General features: G+C 54.3%; 20 protein-coding genes. 8 read left to right on the plus strand and 12 right to left on the minus strand.

What is annotated here, in order from left to right; all coding sequences use genetic code 11:
• The first annotated feature begins 12 nt into the window (after positions 1-12).
• Positions 13-1587 (plus strand): D-aminoacylase, encoded by a 1575-nt coding sequence (locus WJU16_RS13290; protein ID WP_341833986.1) that lies wholly within the window; start codon positions 13-15, stop codon positions 1585-1587.
• Between the two features lie 2 nt (positions 1588-1589).
• On the opposite strand, the gene WJU16_RS13295 is transcribed toward WJU16_RS13290, so the two are convergent.
• The 4 genes from WJU16_RS13295 to WJU16_RS13310 all read right to left on the minus strand — a co-directional run bounded on the left by WJU16_RS13295 (position 1590) and on the right by WJU16_RS13310 (position 5833).
• Complete coding sequence (locus WJU16_RS13295) at positions 1590-1943, minus strand: phage holin family protein (protein ID WP_341833987.1); 354 nt, start codon at positions 1941-1943, stop codon at positions 1590-1592.
• Between the two features lie 68 nt (positions 1944-2011).
• Positions 2012-3292 carry a pitrilysin family protein gene (locus tag WJU16_RS13300; RefSeq protein WP_341833988.1) on the minus strand — a complete coding sequence of 427 codons (1281 nt, stop codon included), beginning with the start codon at positions 3290-3292 and terminating at the stop codon, positions 2012-2014.
• A 4-nt stretch (positions 3293-3296) separates the two neighbouring features.
• Complete coding sequence (locus WJU16_RS13305) at positions 3297-4535, minus strand: pitrilysin family protein (protein WP_341833989.1); 1239 nt, start codon at positions 4533-4535, stop codon at positions 3297-3299.
• An 80-nt stretch (positions 4536-4615) separates the two neighbouring features.
• Positions 4616-5833: an aspartyl protease family protein gene (locus tag WJU16_RS13310; protein WP_341833990.1), complete on the minus strand. Its 1218-nt coding sequence runs from the start codon at positions 5831-5833 to the stop codon at positions 4616-4618.
• A 134-nt stretch (positions 5834-5967) separates the two neighbouring features.
• Here WJU16_RS13310 and mqnC point away from each other — a divergent pair, with 134 nt between their 5' ends.
• The 3 genes from mqnC to WJU16_RS13325 all read left to right on the plus strand — a co-directional run bounded on the left by mqnC (position 5968) and on the right by WJU16_RS13325 (position 8626).
• Positions 5968-7092 (plus strand): cyclic dehypoxanthinyl futalosine synthase, encoded by a 1125-nt coding sequence (gene mqnC / locus WJU16_RS13315; protein ID WP_341833991.1) that lies wholly within the window; start codon positions 5968-5970, stop codon positions 7090-7092.
• Between the two features lie 220 nt (positions 7093-7312).
• Positions 7313-7966, plus strand: a complete 654-nt coding sequence (locus tag WJU16_RS13320) for a hypothetical protein (protein WP_341833992.1) — start codon at positions 7313-7315, stop codon at positions 7964-7966.
• A 108-nt stretch (positions 7967-8074) separates the two neighbouring features.
• Positions 8075-8626 carry a GNAT family protein gene (locus tag WJU16_RS13325; RefSeq protein WP_341833993.1) on the plus strand — a complete coding sequence of 184 codons (552 nt, stop codon included), beginning with the start codon at positions 8075-8077 and terminating at the stop codon, positions 8624-8626.
• A 13-nt stretch (positions 8627-8639) separates the two neighbouring features.
• Here WJU16_RS13325 and WJU16_RS13330 read toward each other — a convergent pair whose 3' ends face one another.
• Positions 8640-9533 (minus strand): TIM barrel protein, encoded by an 894-nt coding sequence (locus WJU16_RS13330; RefSeq protein WP_341833994.1) that lies wholly within the window; start codon positions 9531-9533, stop codon positions 8640-8642.
• A 221-nt stretch (positions 9534-9754) separates the two neighbouring features.
• Here WJU16_RS13330 and WJU16_RS13335 point away from each other — a divergent pair, with 221 nt between their 5' ends.
• Complete coding sequence (locus WJU16_RS13335) at positions 9755-10057, plus strand: hypothetical protein (protein ID WP_341833995.1); 303 nt, start codon at positions 9755-9757, stop codon at positions 10055-10057.
• Between the two features lie 108 nt (positions 10058-10165).
• Here WJU16_RS13335 and WJU16_RS13340 read toward each other — a convergent pair whose 3' ends face one another.
• From WJU16_RS13340 to WJU16_RS13350, 3 genes are read right to left on the minus strand one after another with little or no spacing between them, the layout of a single operon-like run.
• Complete coding sequence (locus WJU16_RS13340) at positions 10166-11530, minus strand: outer membrane beta-barrel protein (RefSeq protein ID WP_341833996.1); 1365 nt, start codon at positions 11528-11530, stop codon at positions 10166-10168.
• Positions 11527-12894 (minus strand): TonB-dependent receptor, encoded by a 1368-nt coding sequence (locus tag WJU16_RS13345; RefSeq protein ID WP_341833997.1) that lies wholly within the window; start codon positions 12892-12894, stop codon positions 11527-11529. Before WJU16_RS13345 ends, WJU16_RS13340 begins: the two co-directional genes overlap by 4 nt.
• Positions 12895-12924: 30 nt before the next feature.
• Positions 12925-13770 carry a hypothetical protein gene (locus WJU16_RS13350; RefSeq protein ID WP_341833998.1) on the minus strand — a complete coding sequence of 282 codons (846 nt, stop codon included), beginning with the start codon at positions 13768-13770 and terminating at the stop codon, positions 12925-12927.
• A gap of 118 nt (positions 13771-13888) precedes the next feature.
• Here WJU16_RS13350 and WJU16_RS13355 point away from each other — a divergent pair, with 118 nt between their 5' ends.
• Positions 13889-15382 carry a HAMP domain-containing sensor histidine kinase gene (locus WJU16_RS13355; RefSeq protein ID WP_341833999.1) on the plus strand — a complete coding sequence of 498 codons (1494 nt, stop codon included), beginning with the start codon at positions 13889-13891 and terminating at the stop codon, positions 15380-15382.
• Positions 15379-16077: a response regulator transcription factor gene (locus tag WJU16_RS13360; RefSeq protein WP_341834000.1), complete on the plus strand. Its 699-nt coding sequence runs from the start codon at positions 15379-15381 to the stop codon at positions 16075-16077. Before WJU16_RS13355 ends, WJU16_RS13360 begins: the two co-directional genes overlap by 4 nt.
• Here WJU16_RS13360 and WJU16_RS13365 read toward each other — a convergent pair.
• The gene (locus WJU16_RS13365) at positions 16070-19804 is read right to left on the minus strand and encodes an SNF2-related protein (RefSeq protein WP_341834001.1); all 3735 of its coding nucleotides are present in this window, start codon (positions 19802-19804) and stop codon (positions 16070-16072) included. The genes WJU16_RS13360 and WJU16_RS13365 overlap by 8 nt on opposite strands.
• Positions 19805-20077: 273 nt before the next feature.
• Here WJU16_RS13365 and WJU16_RS13370 point away from each other — a divergent pair, with 273 nt between their 5' ends.
• A complete protein-coding gene (locus tag WJU16_RS13370; RefSeq protein WP_341834002.1) occupies positions 20078-20524 on the plus strand; it encodes a DoxX family protein in 447 nt (148 codons plus the stop codon).
• A gap of 80 nt (positions 20525-20604) precedes the next feature.
• Here the strand turns inward: WJU16_RS13370 and WJU16_RS13375 are convergent, their stop codons facing one another.
• From WJU16_RS13375 to gcvT, 3 genes are all read right to left on the minus strand, one after another.
• Positions 20605-21330 carry a 2-phosphosulfolactate phosphatase gene (locus tag WJU16_RS13375; protein ID WP_341834003.1) on the minus strand — a complete coding sequence of 242 codons (726 nt, stop codon included), beginning with the start codon at positions 21328-21330 and terminating at the stop codon, positions 20605-20607.
• A gap of 13 nt (positions 21331-21343) precedes the next feature.
• Positions 21344-21817, minus strand: a complete 474-nt coding sequence (locus WJU16_RS13380; RefSeq protein WP_341834004.1) for an SRPBCC family protein — start codon at positions 21815-21817, stop codon at positions 21344-21346.
• Positions 21818-21904: 87 nt separating this feature from the next.
• A complete protein-coding gene (gene gcvT / locus WJU16_RS13385; protein WP_341834005.1) occupies positions 21905-22993 on the minus strand; it encodes a glycine cleavage system aminomethyltransferase GcvT in 1089 nt (362 codons plus the stop codon).
• Positions 22994-23067 lie beyond the last annotated feature (74 nt).

Below are 23067 nucleotides of genomic sequence, written 5' to 3' on the forward strand. Positions count from 1 at the left end.
ATCCGGAAATCCATGAAAAGAACGCTCTTCCTTCTCCCCGCATTGCTCGCCGCCATGGCCGGTTTCGCGCAATCCGAAGCCGATATCCTCATCCGCAACGCGCGCATCGCCGACGGCACCGGCAACTCCTGGTATTATGGCGAAGTGTCGGTGAAAGACGGGCGCATCCTCGCCGTTACGCGCCAGCCGCAAAACCTCCGCGCCGCAAAAACCATAGACGCCGGCGGGCGCATCGTGGCACCGGGGTTCATCGACGTGCATACCCATATCGAAGACGATGAGTTTAAAGTCCCCACGGCCGAAAGCTTCCTCATGGATGGCGTCACCACCGTGATCACGGGCAACTGCGGCGCTTCCAACACCGACCTCGGGCGGTACTTCCAACAGCTCGACAGCATGACCATCTCCATCAACGTGGCTTCCCTCATTGGCCACAATGATGTGCGCCGGGTGGTGATGGGCAGCACCAACCGCATACCCACCGCAGAGGAACAGCTAAAAATGGAAAACCTCGTCGAAAAAGCGATGGAAGACGGCGCGGTGGGCCTCAGCACCGGGCTGATTTACGTTCCCGGCAACTACGCCCAAACGAACGAAGTGGTAGGGCTCGCCAAAGCCGCCGCGAAGCACGGCGGCGTATACGCCACGCATATGCGCAACGAAGGCGATGCTGTGGAAGCAGCTATCGAAGAAGCTTTGACCATCGGCCGTCAGGCAAATATCCCCGTGGAAATATCGCACTTCAAGATCGGCGGCAAACAAAACTGGGGCCGCTCCACTGTAACGCTGGCGCTCATCGAAAAAGCGCGCCGCGAAGGGCTCGAGGTCACCATCGACCAATATCCCTACACCGCCAGCAGCACCAGCCTCCGCACTATGCTGCCCGACTGGGCGCTGTCCGGCGGCCACGACTCCGTAGTGTACCGCCTTACCACGCCGGATATACGGAAGAAGATCGTGTCGGAAATGAGCGGCATTTATAAAAAGCGCCGCCTCAAAAAACTGGACTACGCCGTGGTGGCTTATTTTGAGGCAGACACCACGCTCAATGGCAAGAATATCTCCGAAATCAATAAGTTAAAAGGCAGGAAAAGCAATATCCGCAACGAAGTGGAAACCGTGCTGGAATTGGTGCAACAAGGCAGCGCGGGCATGGTGTTTCATGGGATGAGCGAGGAAGATGTGAAACGCATCATGCAATATCCTTTCAACATGTTCGCGTCTGACGCGAGTATCCGCGAATTCGGCGTGGGCGTTCCGCATCCGCGCGGCTACGGCACCAATGCCCGCGTGCTGGGGAAATATGTGCGGGAAGAAAAAGTGCTGGGGCTGGAAGAAGCCATCCGCAGGATGACCTCCCTCCCTGCACAAAAGTTCCGGCTGGCACAACGCGGCCTGCTCGTACCCGGATATATGGCGGATATCGTTATCTTCGACCCCGCCACGGTAAAAGACCTGTCCACCTTCACCCACCCCCACCAGTATTCCACCGGCTTCAGCCATGTGATGGTAAACGGGCAACTGACGATAGAAAACGGAAAACACAACGGCACCCGCAAAGGCCAGGTCGTACGCCTGGGCCGTTAAGGTCAGTCGACGCGGTCTTCCGGTCCGAGCGACATCATGAAGCTGCTGATGATCGACAGTACCACGCTGAACAGCAGCGCCCACCAGAAGTTGTCCACTTTAAATCCTTTCACCAGGCTGCTGGCCCACAATACGATCAGTGCGTTGATGACGAGCAGGAAGAGGCCAAGGGTAACCATGGTCACAGGCAGGGTGAGGATCACGAGGATGGGTTTCACGATCAGGTTCAGCAAACCGAGCACGATTGCGAGAACGAGTGCGGTAGTAAAATCCTGGAGTTTTACGCCGGGGAGTAAATAGGCCGTCAGCAGCGCTGCGAGCGCCGTCACGAGCAGCCGGATAAGAATTCCTAACATTGGATAACGTGTTAGTGCTTTATACAAAATACACAAAAAGCATGCAGAATGTTTAGTGTTTCCGCTTATCAGATAACGATCAGTTCATAAAAGTCTTCCGGCACCAGGTACAAACGCGCCATCTGCTGCAGCTCTTCCGCGGAAATGGTTTTGATGGTCCGGATATTATTGTAGAAATAGTTTTCGTCGAGATCGTTCAGGATAAGGTTCTTCCACCGCTGGATCACCTGGAAGGCGCCGTCGAGGTCGCCGAGGATGGATCCGATCATGAAATTCCTTACCAGGCTCAGTTCTTCTTCCGGAATCGGTTCGTCGCGGAGGCGGTTCATTTCCAGGTAGATTTCGGCGATCGCTTTTTCGCATACGTCGCGCCCGGCTTCGCTCTGAATATTGATGGCGCCTGCCTGGCGGAAGTTGTATATCTGGGAGTGGATGCCGTAAGTGTATCCTTTCTCTTCCCGGATATTGCTCATGAGTCTCGATCCAAAATACCCGCCGAATATGGTATTGAGCACGAGCATCTTCGGAAAGTCGGGGTGGTAGCGGTTCGGGAAAGGCCTCGCTACGCGGATACTTCCCTGTACGCCGTTTTCATCGTTGAAGATGCGGTATTTCTTTTCATCCGCCGGGAGGATGGGCATTTCTGGCCGGAGGTTATGCGTTTCCGTGCCCCATTTGTGTCCGAAATATTGGTTAAGGAGCGGGATGATATTATCGGGCAGGTTGCCTGCCAGGAAGATTTTGCAATTGTTGTACGTGTAATGTTGTTTGTAGAATCCGTGCAGGCTTTCGGTTTGCAGGGCGTCGTACGCCATCATGCTGCTCACGCGGCCGTAGGGGTGGAATTCACCGAAGAGATATTTATCGATATGCCGGTTGGCGACGAACTCGCTTTTCTGGAGGTTCACGGCCAGCTTCTGTTTCATATTCTGGGTGAAGATGGCGAGCTCCTGCTCGGGGAACGCCGGGTCCTGGATCACTTCCTGCAGCGTGGGCAGCAGGTCGGTGATGTGGCGGCTGAGGCAGTGAAGGGTGTACGTAGCGTTCTCGTGGAAGCAATTCCGGTTGAGGTAGGCGCCGTAATACTCGGTCATTTCATTGATCTCGAGTGCGGAATGCTTGCTGGTGCCGTTCTTCATGAGGAAGTTGGTGGCGGAGGCCACGAGGTTTTCCGACTCGTACCATGTACCTGCCGGGAACACCAGCTCCAGCTGGAGGGTTTCCTGCTCGGAAGAGCGGACCACGTAAACGGGAATGCCGTTGTCCAGCTGGAACTTCTCCAGCGGCTTGAGTTGTATATCGAAATTGACTGCGTCTTTTATTGCGGGTGCCTGACTTCTGTTGATCATAAATTTAATTTCCTGCGTAATAATGGATCGTGTTGACGTTGTTGGGGGAGAAGATCGCCCGCGCCTGTTCCTGTATATCGGCTACCGTTACCGCTTCGTACTTCGCGAATTCGGTATTCATTTCCGCCGCATCGCCGATCAGCTCATAGAATGCGAGGTTGTTCGCGCGGGAAAGTAGCCCCATGTCTTCGAAAGCCAGCATGCTTTCCACGCGGTTCTTTACTTTCTGCAACTCGCGTTCCGGCACCAGTTCGTTCCGCAACTTGTCCAGCTCTTCTTCGATCGCCTTTTCCGCGTCTTTCATTTTCACGCCTTTCACCAGCTTGCCTTCGATGGTCATCAGACCTGCGTCGAGGCTGCCGAAGTGGTAGCATTCAATATTGCTGAACAGTTTCTTTTCCTTGACGAGCACCTGGTGCAGGCGCGATGAACCACCACCGCTGAGCACGTCGCTCACGAGATCCGCCGCATAATATTTCGGATCGATGCGCGAGGGCATGTGCCAGGTTTTATACAAGGCATCCAACGGTACTTTCGCCTTGATCTCCAGGAAGTGCGGCGCATCCTGCACCGGCTCCTGGGGTATATTGCGGACGTATTTCTCGCCGCTGGGTATATCCCCGAACCACTTCTCCGCCAGCTCCTTCACCCTTGCTTCCGTAACGTTTCCCGCCACCACGAGAATGGCGTTGACAGGACGGTAGTGCCGGAAGAAGAAAGATTTCACGTCTTCCAGCTTCGCGTCTTCGATGTGCTTCAACTCCTTGCCGATGGTCATCCAGCGGTAGGGGTGTTTCGAAAAGGCGAGCTCCCGCATTTTATGCCACACGTCGCCGTAAGGCTTGTTGATATAATGCTCCTTGAATTCTTCCACCACTACTTTCCGCTGCACTTCCAGCGATTTTTTCGAAAAAGCGAGGGAGAGCATGCGGTCGCTTTCCAGCCAGAAAGCCGTCTCGAGGTTTTCGGCAGGCAACTCTATGTAGTAATTGGTGAGGTCGTTGGTGGTATACGCGTTGTTTTCGCCGCCAGCCATCTGCAGCGGCTCGTCGTACTCGGGAATATTAACGCTTCCGCCGAACATGAGATGCTCGAAGAGGTGCGCGAAACCGGTCTGCTCCGGATCCTCGTCCCGGGCGCCTACATCATACATCACATTCATTACCGCCATGGGCGTGGTGGCGTCTTCATGCACTATCACACGCAATCCGTTATCCAGCGTGAACTTTGAAAAATGAACCATATGCCGAATATATAAAATAATTGCCGGCAACCGCCGGACTGGCGGACCGAAACATGCAAATCTACGACAAAAGCCGTTCCTTACAATATGCTGCGGATGGGCAGCTGCTTCACCATCAGTTCCTTGTTCCGCATCAGCAACAGCTTGGGGCGCGTGCCGATGTTCTTGAGGATGTCGCGGTACAGCTGCAGGTTCGTGGAGAAATTATTGTTGATGGCCAGGATAACATCCCCCACCTGGAAGCCCGCCTTCTCCGCCGGTGAATTGCGGATCACGTCGGTTACCTCGATGCGGTTATCGATCAGGTAGATGATGAGGCCGGTATAGGAATAGTCGAAATGATCGCGGAAGTGGGTGTTGGGGATGATGTGGATCTCCTTCCTGGAATAATTCAACGTCAGGTTGAAGCGCCGCAGCAGGTCGTTGCCGATCATGCCCGCCAGCGATGGATAGGAGGTGATGTTCGTAATATCGTCAAACAAATACGTGGGCACGTTACGGAAAGAATAGTTCCCGACCTTGAATTCGGTCATGGTGGTGATGTACATCTGCATCTTCCCGCCCAGGCCCTGCGCTTCGGTAGGGATCACCTTGGCCTTGCGCTTCACGAGCAGGGAGCTGTCTTTCACGAACTGGGTCGACAGCAGCAGGCACATCCCCGCGCCGGTATCGAAATAATACCGGTGGTTGATGTTGCGCTTTCCGCTTTTCAACGGCGCGCTGATCACGGGAATGAACGTAAGATTGGGCTTTATCATCTGTCCGCCGCGGGGGTATTTGAATTCCCCGTTGGTCCACATGAGGATTTCTTCCTTATCGTAATCCACCTGCATGATAAATTTGGACAGCAGGCTGTACCCGATGATGCCGTCGATCTGGATGCCGTAAACCTGGCTGATGAGCTCGTAGTTGTTGATATGAAAATCGAGGCTGTCGACGCTGAGGCCGGGGAGATGGAGCGTGTTGTCTGCCGCGTAGGAGATGTTTTTGCTGGCTGCGAGGCCGCGGACTACTTTATCGGAGGGGGTGAGTTGGAGGCCGAGGCGGACGCATGTGGCGGTATCAAGGGAGATGCCTGCGCTGCCGGTGTCCAGGAGAAACTGCAAAGTGTCGGGGTGATTGTTAAGCCGGGCATAAATCACGACTACGCCGCCATAGTACTGTTTGAAGGGAAAACGGGTGATCAGCCGGGCTTCGGGCTGATTGGCGTCTTCGGTTCCCTGGGCGTATGATCGGCAGGGGGTAGACAGCAGGCTCAGGATCAGGATGATAACGTGAAAGATGGACTTGGCTCCCATAATATTCAGGGGAAGGGGCGGGGACCTTTCCCGCGGCTTCCACTTTAAATTTAACATTTCCTCCGTTACCCCGCGTTCTTAAATCTTACAAGCGGCAAAATAATTTATGGGGATACCCTACCTTTGCTGACAAGATGCAATTACAGGATTTATACGGAAAAGCGCAAAGGTTCGAGTTTCTGACTGCTGAGGAAGGCGTTTACATGTTTGAGCATGCACCGCTGGCTGAGCTGATGGAAATCGCGAACGAGCTGAGGAAGCAGCAGGTACCCTCCGGCAAGGTGACCTGGCAGATCGATAGAAACGTCAATACCACGAACGTATGCACGGCCAATTGCAAGTTCTGCAACTTCTACCGGATCCCCGGTCACAAGGAGGCCTATATTACTGATATTGAGGAATATAAAGTGAAGATAGAAGAGACGCTCAAATACGGCGGCGACCAGCTCCTTCTGCAGGGTGGCCACCACCCGGAACTGGGCCTCAGCTTCTATGTCAACCTCTTCCACCAGCTCAAACAGCTGTATCCCAAGCTCCGCCTCCACACCCTCGGCCCTCCGGAAGTAGCGCACATTACCAAACTTGAAAAAAGCACCCACATTGAAGTGCTCCGCGCGTTGCAGGAAGCCGGGATGGACTCTCTGCCCGGCGCAGGCGCCGAAATCCTCAACGACCGCGTTCGCCGCCTCATCTCCAAAGGCAAATGCGGCGCCGCCGAGTGGCTCGACGTAATGAGGGCCGCCCATAAACTCAATATCGCATCCTCCGCTACCATGATGTTCGGCCACGTGGAAACCGTCCTCGAACGCTTCGAACACCTGGTCGACATCCGGCAGGTACAATCCGAGAAGCCCGAAGGGCATTATGGGTTCACCGCCTTCATTCCCTGGACCTTCCAGGACGTGGACACCCTCCTGGCGCGCGTACGCGGCGTGCATAACACGTCGTCCGCCGAAGAATACGTCCGCATGATCGCCATGAGCCGCATCATGCTGCCCAATATCAAAAACATCCAGGCCTCCTGGCTCACCGTAGGTAAAAAAGTAGCCCAGCTCTGCCTCCATGCCGGCGCCAACGACTTCGGCTCCATCATGATCGAAGAAAACGTAGTATCCGCTGCAGGGGCGCCCCACCGCTTTACCTACAAATCCATGCAGGATGCTATCCGCGAAGCGGGCTTCGAACCCCAGCTCCGCAACCAGCTCTATGAATTCCGCGATATCCCGGAATCCATACAGGAGCAGGTGATCAATTATTAATCATCTCGCAACGAATTATACTACGCTGCCGGCCAATGCGCCGGCAGTTTGCGTTGTGGGCGCCCGCAACGTAAACAGCGGTTATTTATTGTGTGGTAACACATTGCATTACAATCCTTTACAATACCTTAACAGTTCGGTGAAAAATATGTTAAACCGCAAGGTGCCATGTATCTTTTGGTTCTATTCCTACGTCTAACCCATATAAAACACCAATACGATGAAGACCAAGATGAAACTCATGACCGCAGGGATATTGACCGGACTGGTGTTATTCCTCGGCGCCTGTTCGAGCACGAAAGTGACATCTTCGTGGAAAGAACCGGAAACTTCGCTGGACAAAGGCAAGAAAATCATGGTGCTGGGCCTCGTGAACGACCGCGAAGGGAGATTGCGTGGACAGATGGAGAAAGAAATGGTGCTGGCGCTCAAACAGCGCGGATACCAGGCCGTCTCCGCCTTCGATGCATTCGGGCCCAAGGCTTTTAAAGGGTTGAAGGAAGAACAGGCGTTGAAGAAACTCCGGAAAGACGATATCGATAACGTGCTGACCATCGTGATGCTGGACAAAGCGAAAGAAAAGAGCTACGTTCCCGGCAACAATAGGATGTACGGCCCGTGGGGCGGCCCTTATTACGGCCGCTGGTGGGGGTATTACAACTGGATGTACGGCAGGGTGTATGATCCCGGCTATTACACCACCAATACCCGCTACTTCCTCGAAAGTAACCTGTACAGCATACAGGACCAGCAGTTGTTGTATTCCATCCAGACGGAAACCTTCGACCCCGCGTCCGCCGAGCGGATGGCAGTGGTGTATTCGAATCATGTGGTGAAGGATATGACGAAGCAGCAACTGATCAGCAGAAACTAAGTGTAGTAAAGTACCGTCATAATCAAAAGTCGACAGGTGACTTGCCTCCGGGCGGGTCGCCTGTTGGTGTTTTAGGCGGTTTTTTATTATGTTTACCCGCCTGACCATATGCTAGAAATTCCAGTCAACACCGAAATCCGGCTGCGCCAGCTGCAAACGGAAGATGCTCCGGCCCTCTTCCGGCTGATCCACGACTCCCGGAAAACGCTGCGGCGCTTCCTGCCGTGGGTCGATTACAACACTTCCGAGGAACACTCCCTGCGATTCATTGAGCTGATGCTCCGGAAAGCGGATGAGCAGGAAGCCGTGGCTTTCGGTATCTGGTACCAGGATACGCTCTGCGGCGTGATCGACCTGCATGGTTGGGACCACATTCTCCAGAAAGCCGAGATCGGCTACTGGATCGTGAACGCGATGCAAGGCAAAGGCATCGTTTCGGAAGCCTGCCGCGCCCTGATCGATTATGCGTTTGCTTCCCTTCGCCTCAACAAGGTGGAGATCCGCTTTGTCCTTCAAAACGAAAAAAGCGCGCAAATACCCATTAAACTGGGCTTTGCGCGCGAAGGCATTCTGCGGGAGAGCGCCAAGCTGCATGGGCAGTATGTAGACATGGTGGTGATGGGCATGCTGCGCTACGACTGGCAGAAAGCCCGCACCTGATCCCGTTGTTTTTTTACACGTCACAAATCTGAACGCCCTGGCGGAGAGACGCCAGTTTGTCGGCCCGTTTGGGCACGAACTCCTGCGCCACGAATCCTTTAAACCCGGTTTCCACCACGGCCTTGATGATGGCAGGGTAGTAGAGTTCCTGGGTTTCGTCGATTTCGTTACGGCCCGGTACGCCGCCGGTATGGTAGTGGGCGATGTATTTTTGGTTATCCTGGAGCGTGCGGATCACGTCTCCTTCCATGATCTGCATGTGGTAAATATCGTACAGCAGCTTGAAATTATCGGAGCCAACAGCCTTGCAGAGCTCCACGCCCCATGCCGTGCGGTCGCACTGGTAATCGGCGTGGTTCACCTTGCTGTTGAGCAATTCCATCACCAGCGTCACTTTTTTCTTTTCGGCGTAGCCGATGATTTGTTTGAGCCCTTCGGCGCAATTGATAATGCCCTGCTCGTCGTCGAGGCCGTTGCGGTTGCCGGAGAAGCAGATGAGGTTGGTGAACCCCGCCGCTGAGGTTTTATCGATCAGGTCGCGGTAGTATGCGCCCAGGCCGGCGTGGTGCTCTTTCCGGTTCCAGCCTTTGGTTATGCCCCAGTCGCGGTGCTGGGCGCCTACCATGGCGCAGGTGAGATCGTATTTCTTGATGGTTTCGAACTGTTCGGGCGAGATGATCTCGATGCTGCGAATGCCCATGTCGCGGGCCGACTGGCAGAGGGTTTCCAGGGGAATGCCATTATAACACCAGGCGCAGACGGAGTGGTTCACTTTGCCCTTGAGCGGCGCGTCCACGGCCCTTTCGTGGGCGGATACGCGTTCGCTGAGGGAAGAAAAAACGGTGCTTGCCATGGCCATAGTCGCTACTTTTTTGATCGCATCTCTGCGGGATGAGGGTGTTTTCATAACGTGACGGTTTTACCGACAGTGAAAGTATATTTTTTTCGCCGGAATGCAAGCCCGGGTTCCTGCTGCAAAAAAGCCGCGGCGCCGCATCCAAATGACCAACCGCATTCGTATATACATCCGGCAGGGGCAAGGGTTTGGGGGAATTTCGGGGGATGATCGCGCCTTGCCCTGTAACATTTTGGCGGGCTATTTGATTATATAGATATAAACCCGTGTGTATGGAAAGAAAATCTACTCCCAGTTTGCTCGTTTGCCTGGTGATGGACCTGATCGGTCTCGCCAGTTACGCGGTGCCATTGCTGGGGGAGGTGAGCGATGTGATCTGGGCGCCGATTTCCGCGATAGTGTTCTATCGCCTGTTCGGCGGCCCGGTAGGCCTTTTCGGCGGCGCCTTCAACTTCATCGAAGAGCTCTTCCCCGGCCTGGATTTCATCCCTACCTTCACCATCGCGCGGCTGGTGGTTTACATTTCGAACTACTGGCAGGCGCAGAGCAAAAAGCGCGTATTTAACGATCTCTGACCCCTAAAAACCCATCTGGCCCCCCAACCCAGGGCCGCTCCCCGGACATTAGGTTTCCCCAGGTCCGTGGGATTACAGGCGAATTTTTCCTTTTACACCTCGCCCGCCTCATCGGATCAGCGGAGGCGGCGACATTGCGTTTTGCCCGCCAAACCGGTTGAAGATCCAGGTGAATGATAGCATGCAATACCGGCGCAACATCATGTTCCGCGTATCTTCGATGTAATTGTCCGCCACCGTCCGGGAAACGCTCAGGTTCTGGTTCAGCAGGTCGTACACCATGAACCGCATGATGCCCTGGCGCCGCGGCAGGAATGTTTTGGACAGCGATGCGTTGATGCGCGTGAATTGCTGGTCGAACCCTTCGCCACGGCCAGTTGTGGCGGTAAAATGCGTTTGCGCCATGAGGGTCATATCCCAGGGCAGGTTTACGCTCCCGTCCAGGTTCAAATCATAATTGAAATACTTCGCATTGTTCTGCGGATTCGCGGAAAACCTGGCGTTGTTAAACGTTACCCGCGCTTCCGTTCCCATAAAAAAAGTTTCCTTCACGTTCAGATGGAAATTAACCACCTGCCCCAACGTCAGGTTGCTCGTCTGGTTCTTCGCATTGTTCACCATACTGGGATCCCGCCGGAAACCGGCTTCCGTGGTGAAGTTGAATGCCGCTTTCTGGGATTTGTCGAGGGGCAGGCCGATCACCGAATAGGCATTCAGATTCAGGCCGCCATTCATGTTCACCGGCTGCGTTACCTGCACCCCGTCTTCGCGGAGCACGGAGCTGTTGACGATCCGGTTCAGGTGCAGCATGCCCGTCATTCCCACCATGAAAGTCCGGTAGTTTTCGCGGTTAACGGTATTGAAGGTAAGATTCACCATGTTCTGGAACGCGGGTTTCAGATTGGGGTTCCCCAGGCGAATCATCAGCCGGTTCGAGAGGTCAGGCACCGGTTGCAGCTGTTCCAGCGAAGGTTGTTGTGTGTTGCCGCGGTACGAAATCTTGAAGTGTTTGTTCTGCGAGAAATTATACGCGAATTGCGCGGTAGGCGAAAAATTGGTCGTAAGCTGTTCCACATTTTCGCCTTTGGTGAGGTTGCGGCTTTCGAGCTGGTTCCGCTGCACGTTGAAACCCAGGGTGTAATTGTATTTCAGCTTTTCCGTCCGCAAATTCAGGCCTACCTGGTGCTGGGTGTTGAAGTTGTTGAAATGATTGGTCAGGCTGTCGTTGAGCAGGTCGTATTCCCCGCCGGGCTTGCTGCGGTCCCAGGTATACCGGTCGGAGGAATTGAAGGCGTTGTTATACCCGTAATTGACTTCCAGGTAACGGTCGCGGAACACGGGCTCGGTGTAACTAAGGCGAACGCCGAACGACCGCGCCAGGTTTTCGGATTGCACTTTCTGGTCGATCGTATCGAGCCGGTACTGCGTATCGTTGACCCTGAAACGGGTATACGCTTCATTGAAGGTGCTCACGTCGCTGCTGTTATGCAGGAAAGTAAGATTGGCGCTGAGGGTTCGTCCTTTTTCCTGAACTTCCGGCGCAGGAGTGCCTGGGCGTTGATGTTCGGCGTTTTGGAATCCACCAGGGTATTACTCCGGTTGGTGTTCACGGTATCGCCGTTATTGTTACGGGTAGTGGATAAGCGTTGTGAAAAATTGTCGCTGTTGGAAAAAGAAAGGTTAGGGGAAAGAATGAAGGAGTGGAAAGAATCGATCTCGCTTTCGATGCGCATATTGATATTGTGGCTCGATACGGCATTGTTCCCGAAATCGCCGCCTGTCACGTAGCTGGAGGAATCTTTCCGGAAAATATTCTCCCGGCTGCTGGTGTTTTCCGTTTCCATCCGGTTGTTATTCACATAATAGCTGCCGTTGAGTTTAAACCTCGGTGAAGTGCTGTTATTGAATTGCAGCCCTCCGTTCCAGTTCCGGGAAATGCCCGTTCCCCCGCCCATGTTGCCCATCCCTCCCTCAGGGTTGCTGGTGCCGTTGGTATTATTGCCGCTCCCGATAAAAGAAAACTGTTTTTCCTTCCGGAAAGCGTTGATATTTCCGTTCCCGGAAAAGCGCTGGCCGGTGCCGTAACCGCCCGTCACGCGGCCGAAGAAGCCCCGGCGCTTGTTTTCCTTTACGGTGAAGTTGAGCACTTTTTCCGTTTGCCCGTCAGGGATCCCGGTAAACTGCGCCTGATCGCTTTTCTGGTCGATGAGCTGCACTTTGTCGAGGATATCTGCAGGCAGGTTGCGCGTGGCCATTTTCGGGTCGTTGCCAAAGAAGGGCTTACCGTCTACCAGCACCTTTGTTATCTTTTCGCCGCCGGCTTTGATAGTGCCGTCGCGCTCCACGGTGATGCCCGGCAGCTTTTTCAGTAATTCCTCCGCCACGGCGTTCTCCCGGGTTTTGAACGAACCCGCGTTATACTCGACGGTGTCTTCTTTAAGGGTGATGGGCTGGCGGTAGCCTTCTACGTCGATCCTGGCCAGGTTGATCCCTTTCGGCGGCATGGCGATGTTCCCGGCGGAAATGAGGGTGGCGGTATCGGAAACGAGCAGGTGGCGGGAATAGGTTTCGTAGCCCATGTAGGTGATCACGAGGCGGAGGGGGCCGCGTTGCGTGGCGGTGAGGGTAAACCGGCCGAGGGAATCCGTTACCGCATGCGCTGCCGTCACGGAATCCTTTCCCAGCAAGGCTACCGGGGCATTGGGGAGCGCTTCGCGGGTGGATTGGTCGGTAATTTTGCCCGTCACCCTGAATTCACGAAGCTGCGCACGGGACGCGATCGCCATCCCGGACACCAGCCATATGGCTAACCCGATTATCTGGAGGATTTTCTTCATGAGGGGCGCTGTGTCTTGCTAAATGGGTTTTTATTCTGCTTCCTGCAACTTTTTCAGCTGCTCGTTGTGAAATGCCTCCATAATGCTCCGCTGCTTTTCCTTCAATTCCGCCGCCGTCACCTTTTCCGCGCCTGCCGGCAACGCCGGCGCATCCGCAACGGACCTCAGTTCCACTTTCTTCGCCATATACGAGCGTTTCGAGCTTTCAAGCGCCAGCACCACGCCCTGCGGCGGCCAAACACCGTTAACAGGGGAGAAGAGCATGGGGATTTCCGTCGTGTACCAAATCACGAAGCTCTCCTCGCCCAGGTTCGCCGTGGCGCGCTGGCAACGGTAACCCGCGATGGTTTTCGTTTTCCCGGAAGTCTTCAGCTCGGCAGCCGGCTTGTAAGCCTCTTCACTGTACCAGGCGCCGTCTATAATGCTGTCTTTCTCCCGGGTGAGCACCGATAAGTACCGTTTATTTACAAGGTCAATATACATGGTGTTGATGACAGGAGGGCGCAGTGATGATGACCGGCTGACCGTCCCGGCTGATGGCGCACCGGCGGGAGGCGCGCCCGCCGCGGAAAAAGTCAACCCGGCGGCGGGGGTGCCCAGCGTCATCCTGCGCATCATATTCCCGCCGCCCTCGGTTTCTATCCTTCCCATCCCGCCGGCAAAGGTGAACGTCTGGTTGAAAGTCACCAGGTCGGGCATGTCGGGCGGAGGTGTGTTGCTCGTGGTCACCGAGCCGTCGGCCCCCCGCATCACCATCCGGAACTGACCGAGTTCGATCTTTGAGTTCACTTCATATTGGATCACCCCGGAAGGTTGCTGCGCCTGTACGGCGGCGCCTGCCATCAGGCCTGCCGCCAGCATTACGAACGTTTTCATGACTTTTTTTGCAAATGTCCGCCAGGCGTGCCGGGAATAGGGTTAACCAGTCATAACGACTGTTAATTAGTGTTAAGCGGAAAGCGGTCGTGTGTACTTATTGAATAGCTTTACATCCATGCGCAACCGGATCCGAAATATCCTCGTCCTGATGACCGCCTGCATCCTCGGCATCCTCGCCCTGCAGGGGTATTGGCTTTACGAGTCGTATAAGCTACGTCTGCAGGAATTCGACCGCGATATCAACGACGCGCTGCGGACCGCCGTTTTCCACAAGCAATTCGGCGACGCGGGGAAAGTACTGGGACTGGCGAAATTCAATCTTTCCTATACCACCACTTATTCCGACAGCGCGCCCGCCGTTCCGGCGCAGCCGCACGTCCAGGTACTGCACCTCGAGGATTCCGCGGTACCAGCGCCGGGTGCGGTACTCCGCAAATCCGTTTTCCTGTCAACGCCCGGCCAGCCCGTGACGATGGCCGGAGAAGTGGTGGAAGCCAGCGGCGATGAGATCCGTTTCCGTCGCGTGCAGCGCGACACCAACATCCGGCAGTTGACAGACACGCTTTCGCGGCAGATTTCGGATATCCTGGTGAGGCGGGATTTTTACCGTACGGCGCTCACCATTGGCCAGTTGGACAGCCTTTACCGTGGGGAACTGGGGACCCGTGGGATCAACACCGCTTACCAACTCGATACCCTCGTGGCCGGCCCGGAAACGCTGAAATCCTTCCGGAAAACGCCCCTCCGCACCCACATTATTCCCTTCAACCCCGCCAACAACATTTTCGTTTCCGCCCGCTTCGAAAGCCCCATGCCGCACATTCTGAGCCGCATGACCGGCAGCCTCACCGCCACGGCTGTTTTGCTGCTGCTCACCGTCTGCTCGTTCCTGTACATGCTCCGTACCATCCTCCGGCAAAAACGCCTTTCCGAAGTCCGCAACGATTTCATCAACAACATGACGCATGAGCTGAAAACCCCCATCGCCACGGTTTCCGCGGCTGTAGAAGCGCTCGAACGCTTCAACGCACTCGCCGATCCCCAGAAAACCGCGAATTACCTCCGCATCTCTCGGCAGGAGCTGCAGCGCCTCGGCGACCTCGTGGAAAAAGTGCTCCACATCGCCGCCGAAGAAAAAGAAGATCTCGTCCTCCAAACTGAAACCACCGACCTCAACGATATCATCTCCGAAATCATTTCCAACCACCGCCTGAAATCCGGCAAGAAAACGGATTTCACATATACGATGCTGTCGGATCCGCTCATCCACGCCGATCCTTCCCATCTCACCAACGCTATCAACAACCTCGTCGATAATGCCATCAAATATTCCGGCGAACATGCCGAAATTTCCATCCTCCTCGCCCGAAGGCCGGGATGGGTGCGCATTTCGGTGAAAGATAACGGGATCGGCATTCCTTACAATTATCAGAACAGCATTTTCGAAAAATTCTTCCGCGTGCCTTCCGGCAATCTGCACAATGTGAAAGGTTTCGGGCTGGGATTGAGTTATGTGAAGAAGATCGCCGAAAAACACGGCGGTACCATCAAGGTAAAAAGCGAGCCTGAGAAAGGCAGCGAGTTTCAACTGGAAATCCCCGCAGCATGAACCCATCACAACCCGTCATATTACTCATCGAAGACGAATGGCAGCTCGCCCAGATCGTGAAAGACAGCCTCGAAACGCGCGGCTTCACGATGATCTGCGCGGCCGATGGCGTTGAGGGCCTCCGCCTTTTCCGCCAGCACAAACCCGACGTGATCGTGATGGACGTAATGATGCCCCACCTCGACGGCTTCTCCCTCACCACCGAAATCCGCAAAACCGACAGGCAAATCCCCATCATCTTCCTCACCGCCAAATCTCAAACCGCGGACGTGGTGAAAGGTTTTGAATCGGGGGGGAACGACTATCTGAAAAAACCCTTCAGCATGGACGAGCTGATCGTCCGCATACGCTCGCTGCTGGCGCGTTTCGGCCATCATCCCGCGCCACCCGCGCCTTCCGAAGACGAAATCGGGATTGGTCAGTTTGTTTTCCAGCCGCATAAGCAAACACTAACTCGTAACGGCTATACAGAGTTTCTGTCGCACCGCGAGGCAGAAGTGCTGCTGCGTTTGTGCCGGCATAAAAACCAGGTGATGGAGCGCCGCCCCGTGCTGCTGGACCTCTGGGGCGACGATAACTTCTTCAACGCGCGCAGCATGGATGTTTTCATCACGAAACTGCGCAGGTATCTGAAAGAAGATCCGAAGATCCAGATCGTCAATATTCGCGGGGTGGGATATAAGCTGATTAGCTGAAGAGGTAGAGCACGTCTTCTTTCGTGAGTTTTTTGATGAAACCGGAATCGTCGGCGATGATATCTTTCACCAGTGATTTCTTGCGTTCCTGCAGTTCCAGGATTTTTTCTTCCACAGTATCTTTACAGATCATGCGGTAGGCGAAAATGTTTTTCGTTTGCCCGATACGGTGCGTCCGGTCGATGGCTTGCTGTTCCACGGCGGGGTTCCACCAGGGATCCACGATGTAAACGTAGTCGGCCGCGGTGAGGTTGAGGCCCACGCCGCCGGCTTTGAGAGAGATGAGAAATACGCGGCATTCCTCGTTGTTCTGGAAGTTCTGGATGGCTTTTTCGCGGTCCTGCGTGCTGGTGGAGCCGTCAAAATATTCGTAGGGAATTTTCTGATGAGCGAGACGGTCTTTGATGAGGCCAAGCATCCCAAGGAACTGGCTGAACACCAGCACTTTGTGATTGCTGATGTTTTCGGAGATTTCGCGCGTCAGTTCATGCAGCTTCACGGAGTGGTTCGGATATTTTTCCGCTTCGTTGAGGATGGCGGGCGAGTCGCAGATCTGGCGGAGCTTCATGAGGCCCTGCAGGATCGTGAGCTGGCTGCGTTCCATGCCCTGGTCCTCGATCACGCCGAGGATTTTGGAGCGGTACGAATTGCGGTAAGCGTCGTAAATGTGGCGCTGTTCCGGGTCCATTTCGCAGAAGATGACGGTTTCGATTTTCTCTGGCAGGTCTTTGGCCACCTGTTCTTTGGTACGGCGGAGGATGAAAGGATAGATGAGCTTTTTGAGGTGCTCTTTCCTTTCTTCGTCCTGGAACTTATCGATCGGGGTGGCGAATTCGTTGCGGAAGAAGTCTACGCTGCCGAGCATCCCCGGGTTAAGGAAGTTCATCTGGGCGTAGATATCGAAGGTGTTGTTCTGCATGGGGGTACCGGACAGCGCGATCCGGTTGCGGGTGTTGAGCAACTGGGCCGCCTTGGTAACCTTGGACTGGGGGTTTTTGATCGCCTGTGATTCATCGAGGATCACGTAGTCAAAATCGATCTTCATCAGCAGTTGCACATCGCTGCGCAGGGTGCCGTAAGTGGTGATGATGACGTCGAATTTCGCCAGCTCTTCCGAAATACGGAGTCGCTGCGGTCCGTGATGGATGTGCCAGGTGATGCCCGGCGTGAATTTCTTGATCTCGTTTTCCCAGTTGTAGATCAGCGTGGTGGGGCAAACCACCAGCATGGTACATTGTTCGTGCCGGTTTTTGTAATGCTGGATGAAGGTAAGGGCCTGTACGGTTTTACCAAGACCCATATCATCCGCCAGGATCCCGCCCCATTTCACTTCGTCGAGGTAATTGAGCCACTGGAAGCCACTTTCCTGGTAAGGCCGCAGGTTGGCGTTGAGGTTTCCGGGCAGGGGAACGTTGCGGATCTCATCGAATTTCAACAGCTTGCGCCGCTTTTCGTCGAGCTCTACGAGGATGGCTTCGTCGTCAATGAATTCATACAGCTCGTCGATCACCGAGAAGTTGTATTTGCTCAGTTTGAGACCGGCGCCTTTATCTTTTTCCTCCCCGATTTTAAAGAGGAGGGAATATTTCTTCAGCCATTCTTCCGGCAGCAGGCCCAGCGAACCGTCGGCCAGTTGCACGTAGTTTTGCTTATTGGCCAGCGCCCGCTTGATATCGCGGATGCCGACTTTCTGATCGCCATACACCACTTCCACCTGCGCATCGAACCAATCGATGCCGGAGCTGATTTGCAGGTTGGTAACGGGTTTGGAGGCAGAGAACCGGAAATTCCGCAGCTGCTCGAACCCGAAAACGCGCACGTCCATTTCTTTCAGCGCATCAAAGAAAAGGAAGAACCAGTTGTTCTTCAGAGCTTCTTTGGCGCGGAGGAAGAAGTAGTTGTAGTTGCTGTGTACGGAGAAGTTGGTATGCAGCGCGCGGATGCGGTTCACGAACGCATCTTCCGCTTCCTTGTTCCGGTGGATGACGAGCACTTTGTTGCCTTCCTGGACGGTGATGCGTGTTTCATCGTTCCATTCCACATCATGGCCGTGGTAGGAGAATGCGGGCTGGATGACGAAAGTTTCGCCCATTTCCTTCAGGTACACCCGGTTTTCGGGGATGATGTCGTCCACTTCCGCCAGCAGCGATGCATCGTACTGCACGGCGTATTCTTTGCCGAGCGGGAGGATGGATTCTTTGAGGAAATCCTGCCAGTCGTTGGTAGGTACGCGGACGGAATGGTGCTCCTGGTATTGAAGGAGGTGGATGGAATCTTTCGGATTGTCGAAGTAATACAGGACGTTGTTATACAGGAACAACAACGGGCTGGCCCACTGGTTGGCCGAAACGTTGACGGATTCGCCTTCGATATCGACCCAGGCGGTTACTTCGATATGATCGCCGCCGTTGCCGGCTTTGAAATACGGTTTGAGGGGATCGCCGGACACCTCCAGCAGCTGGAGGTTCTTGGTTTTGAAAGGCTGGCCGTCGCGCAGGATGAACACGAGCTTGTGCTCCGCGAGCATCGGAAACAGCTTGGCGATCTTGGGTTGCAGGTACTCCACGATGAGCTCCATGGTTTCCATGGGCAGGCCCGATTCGCTTTCGTGCATGATATTTTCCCAAATCCCGGCGAAGGGGGAGTTCTTGTTAAGGAACTTGTTGACCTCGGAATGCTGGAGTTTGCGGATGGGCGAAATGAGGTCGCGGTCTTTTTCCTTGAAAAGGTAAAAGTCGACGTATTTGCCCAGGTCGATCCGGTTCACGAGAGACACGAATTCGGTTTCGTCTTCGTTGGCGTCTCCGCTCACCAGCTCCGCCTGGAAGTAGGGGAACAGTTTGTCGTTGGCATTGAGCACCACGCCCAGGCGCCTCGTGACGGTGAGGGTTTCTTCCGGCTCGGCGGCTTCCGTTTTGGCGGCCGCCACAGTAGATTCGACTTTCTTGATGGTGGGATCGAGCACGCGGAGGAAGGGTTTGCCATTGAGGTACGAGAACGCGAACTTGCCTTCGAGGTCGTCGCTCAGGGAGTATCCGTAAGAGGAGAGGAGTTTGTTTTTCTCCTTGTCCCAGTTGCGGAGCGTATCGAAATAGAAAGGCCCGTGGGCGTTGAGGAGCTGCAAAAAAAGCGCGGTCTTGTGAACGCAAAGCGGATGCTCGTGCTCGTCGCAGGTGCAATGGGTATCGAAATTCCGTTCTTCGTTCCGTTGCAGGATGAGCGGATATTTCTTCCCGTCGGCCCGGAGTTCCGCTTCCACCTTCTCATCTTTCGCGGATTTGATAACAGCCTGCGTTTTGCGCAGGATGCGGTCGGCTTCGGAAAGGATGTGGTTGGAAGTCAGCAGTTTGATGGTTTTGAGGTCGATCGACTTCATTTTCACCAAAGTATGTTGCTGGTCGTATTGCGTGTCGAAAGCGTCGAAATGGTTCCTGTCCAGCATTTCCTGGAGCTGGAAGAGGGCGGCGGCTTCGTGGCGGCAGATGTCTCCCAGGTTGTAGGGGCACTGGCACCGCACGCTCATGGTCGCCGGCTCGTTGTATTTGCTGATGGTAACTTTGTAGTAATTGGCATGCGTGTCGCTCTTCACCCGGAACGAAGCCGAACGAAGCACGGGATCGCCTTCCATCAACTCAACGCCGCCGGTGGCGAATATGCGTTTCCCCCGCCGGATCACCTCATCGGTGCCGTTATTATATACATATTTTAATAAATGGGGTAGCGACATGCTTTTCTTCCGATTGCCTTCTTTTGCATAAGCCGGGGTTATATGACTGCGGGCACTGCCGGGATCTTCACTCGATTCTTCTGTTTTTCTTCACTATTCCATACAATGACGGCTCATAAAAAGGCAATCCACAAAAGTAAGCAAAAAAATCTGAATTGAAAGGCCGAAACAGGCCCTAAAGCGCTCCTTCCCGCAAAAAAATGTACACCTCAAATGGAAAAATATCCATTGAGTACCGGGGGGCGCGACCGTACTTTTGTATAAAAATTTTCTATGGGAAACACCTTTTCAATCAATGAATCAAAAGGCCTGAACCTCGGTCTTACCGTTCTCCGCGTGGGCGTGGGCGTATTGTTCTTCATCTTCGGCTGGCAGAAACTGGCCGGCGGCGAGCAATTATGGACTATGATCGGCGGCGCCATGAACTTCCTCGGCATATCATTCGCCCCCACTTTCTGGGGATTGCTCGCTACCATAGCTGAATTCGCAGGCGGGTTGCTCCTGGCCCTGGGCCTCTTCACCCGCTGGGCTTCCGCATCGCTCGTTGCTACCATGATCGTGGCCGTGATCCTCAAAGCCAACACCGGAACGGGAATGGCCGACGTTTCCTCGCCGTTGTTGGCCCTCCTGATTACCCTCGCTTTCGCGCTGGGCGGCGCGGGCGCATGGTCGCTGGATAACCTGCTGGCTAAAAAGAAATCTTCCGCTGCGCTGGCATAACGCCACGCATCCGGAAACCAACCAAAAAGGGTGAGCTTTCATAAAGAAACTCACCCTTTTACGTATATGCTTGCCAGCAACTATTTCTCTTTCACCAATTCCCCGTTCTGCAGAATCGGCAGCACATTGGCACCGTCCGGCGTAAGGCAGAAACGGATATCTTCCTCCAGGCCATAACGGGCCAGGCGCTGGAAGTGCGAAGCTTTTTTCATAAATCCGAATAAGTCGCTTTTCGCGCTGTGGTACAGCGTTTCGGCAGCCAGGGCCGAGTCGCAGTTTACATCAAAGTGCTCCTTGATACGGCTTACCACCGCACCGGCGAAGAGCGTGTCTTCCATATTCACCCTGTCTTTCCACGCCGCACACCCGAGTATCACATTCTGCCCCTGCGAAATCAGGTACTCGCAAACGGAGGAAATGTTCGGGAAAGATCCGGTGATGATCTGCACCGCGTCTTTCGCCATGTGCAACAATTTGGTACCGTTGGTGGTAGTCAGCACCAGCACCTTTCCCTCGATGAACTCCACCGGGTATTCGAAGGGGGAATTACCGTGCAACAGCCCGTCCGCGATCTTGCCGTCGCGCTCGCCCGCCGTGATGGCGTTGAGCTGTCGGCCGATGTTCACACATTCTTCCACCGTAGCCACGGGGATCACCTTGGCGGCGCCGTTGTGCAATGCGGTACAGATGGTGGAGGTGGCCCGCAGCACGTCGATAATCACCACGATGCTGTTCTTCACGTCGAACAGGTGCAGTAGTGCGGGAGACAGGCATACTTCCAGCCTGGGTTTGATAATCTCGCTCATTCTTCTTTATATATTAATCCAGGATCACACGCCACTTTTCGCTCTCTGCGTAGTCCTTGATGATTTGATTGCGTAATTCCAGCAGGCGGCGCATGTACCGTTTCAGGTACATCTTTTCAAACCATTTTCCGAAAATGCCGTATGGCGTCCCGAATTCCAGCACATCGATCATCACCGTTCCGTTATCGATTTCCCGGAAAAAATGATCGTGCTTCATATGCCTGAAATCGCCTTTTTCCATCTCGTCGGTAAAATGTCCATGTTTCTGCATGGCGGTGATGCGGGTGGTCAGCTCCCGGGTTTTGCCCAGGTGCTTCGCGCGCCAGGTCACGGATTCGTCGTATTCGATCAGCCCGTTGGTCCGCCCGCGTATGGCCTCCTCTTTCAGGTGCGACATACTGCGCTTGTGAAGCGTGATGCTCCGGCTGAGGTCGAACACCCTTTGCAACGGGGCATGGATGACCGTGGTCAGATGAATACTTGGCATAGCGGTTCTACGGTTTAAAAAGATATGGTCCAACGGTTGTGCTGCTGTAACGCTGCGCCGGGCTTAATTGGTATGCTTTCCGGGAAATTATCCGAGGAAGGGCACTTTCACCACTTTGGCCTTCAGCAGTTTGTCACGAACAGCAATATAGATATCGGAATCCAATGCTGCAAACGCTGTTTTTACATACCCTAGCCCTACCGCTTTCTGGAGGGAAGGGGACTGGGTGCCGGAGGTAACCCGTCCGATCACGTTGCCTTCCGCATCCTTGATTTCGTAATCGTGGCGGGGGATGCCTTTGTCCACCATTTCAAAACCCACCAGTTTCTGCTGCAGGCCGTCGGCTTTCTGTTTTTCGAAAATAGCGCGGGAAGGGAAGTCTTTGGTGAACTTGGTGATCCAACCCAATCCGGCTTCCATGGGGCTGGTACGGTCGTCGATATCGTTCCCGTAGAGGCAGAAACCCATTTCAAGGCGCAGCGTGTCGCGCGCGCCGAGGCCAACGGGCTTGATGTTATGGGAAGCGCCCGCCGCAAAAATGGCATCCCAGATCTTGTCGGCCGCGCCATCTTTATCTTCAAAATAAATCTCCACTCCGCCGGCGCCGGTATAACCCGTGGCGCTGATCAGCACGTTTTCCACGCCCGCGAAAGTGCCTTTCACGAACGTGTAATATTTCAGGTTCACGATGTCTTTGTCGGTCAGGGTCTGCAGCACGCTGGTGGCATTAGGCCCCTGGATGGCGAGCAGGCAGGTTTTATCGGAAATGTCATGCATTTCGACATTGTTGGTATTGAACTGGCTGATCCAATTCCAGTCTTTCTCGATGTTGCTGGCGTTTACCACCAGCATATAGGTTTTATTCTCTTCGATGCAATACACGAGCAGGTCGTCTACAATGCCGCCTTCGTTGTTCGGCAGGCAGGAATACTGCGCTTTGCCTGCGGTGAGCTTGGACGCGTCGTTGCTGGTCACCCGCTGGATGAGATCCAGGGCATGTTCGCCTTTGAGCATGAATTCGCCCATGTGGCTGACGTCAAATACCCCTACACTATTGCGCACGGCGGCATGTTCGTCGTTGATACCCGAATAGGAAATGGGCATGTTGTAGCCCGCAAACGGAGCCATTTTGGCCCCCAGCGCAATGTGTTTTTGTGTAAATGGCGTGTTTTTCATGTCTTGAATTTTCATTTTTGTTGTAACCCTTTCTGAGCGGGGCAAATTTAGTATTTAATTTATGGATTGGACAA

Origin of the sequence: Chitinophaga pollutisoli (assembly GCF_038396755.1) — a bacterium.
Classification (GTDB): domain Bacteria; phylum Bacteroidota; class Bacteroidia; order Chitinophagales; family Chitinophagaceae; genus Chitinophaga; species Chitinophaga pollutisoli.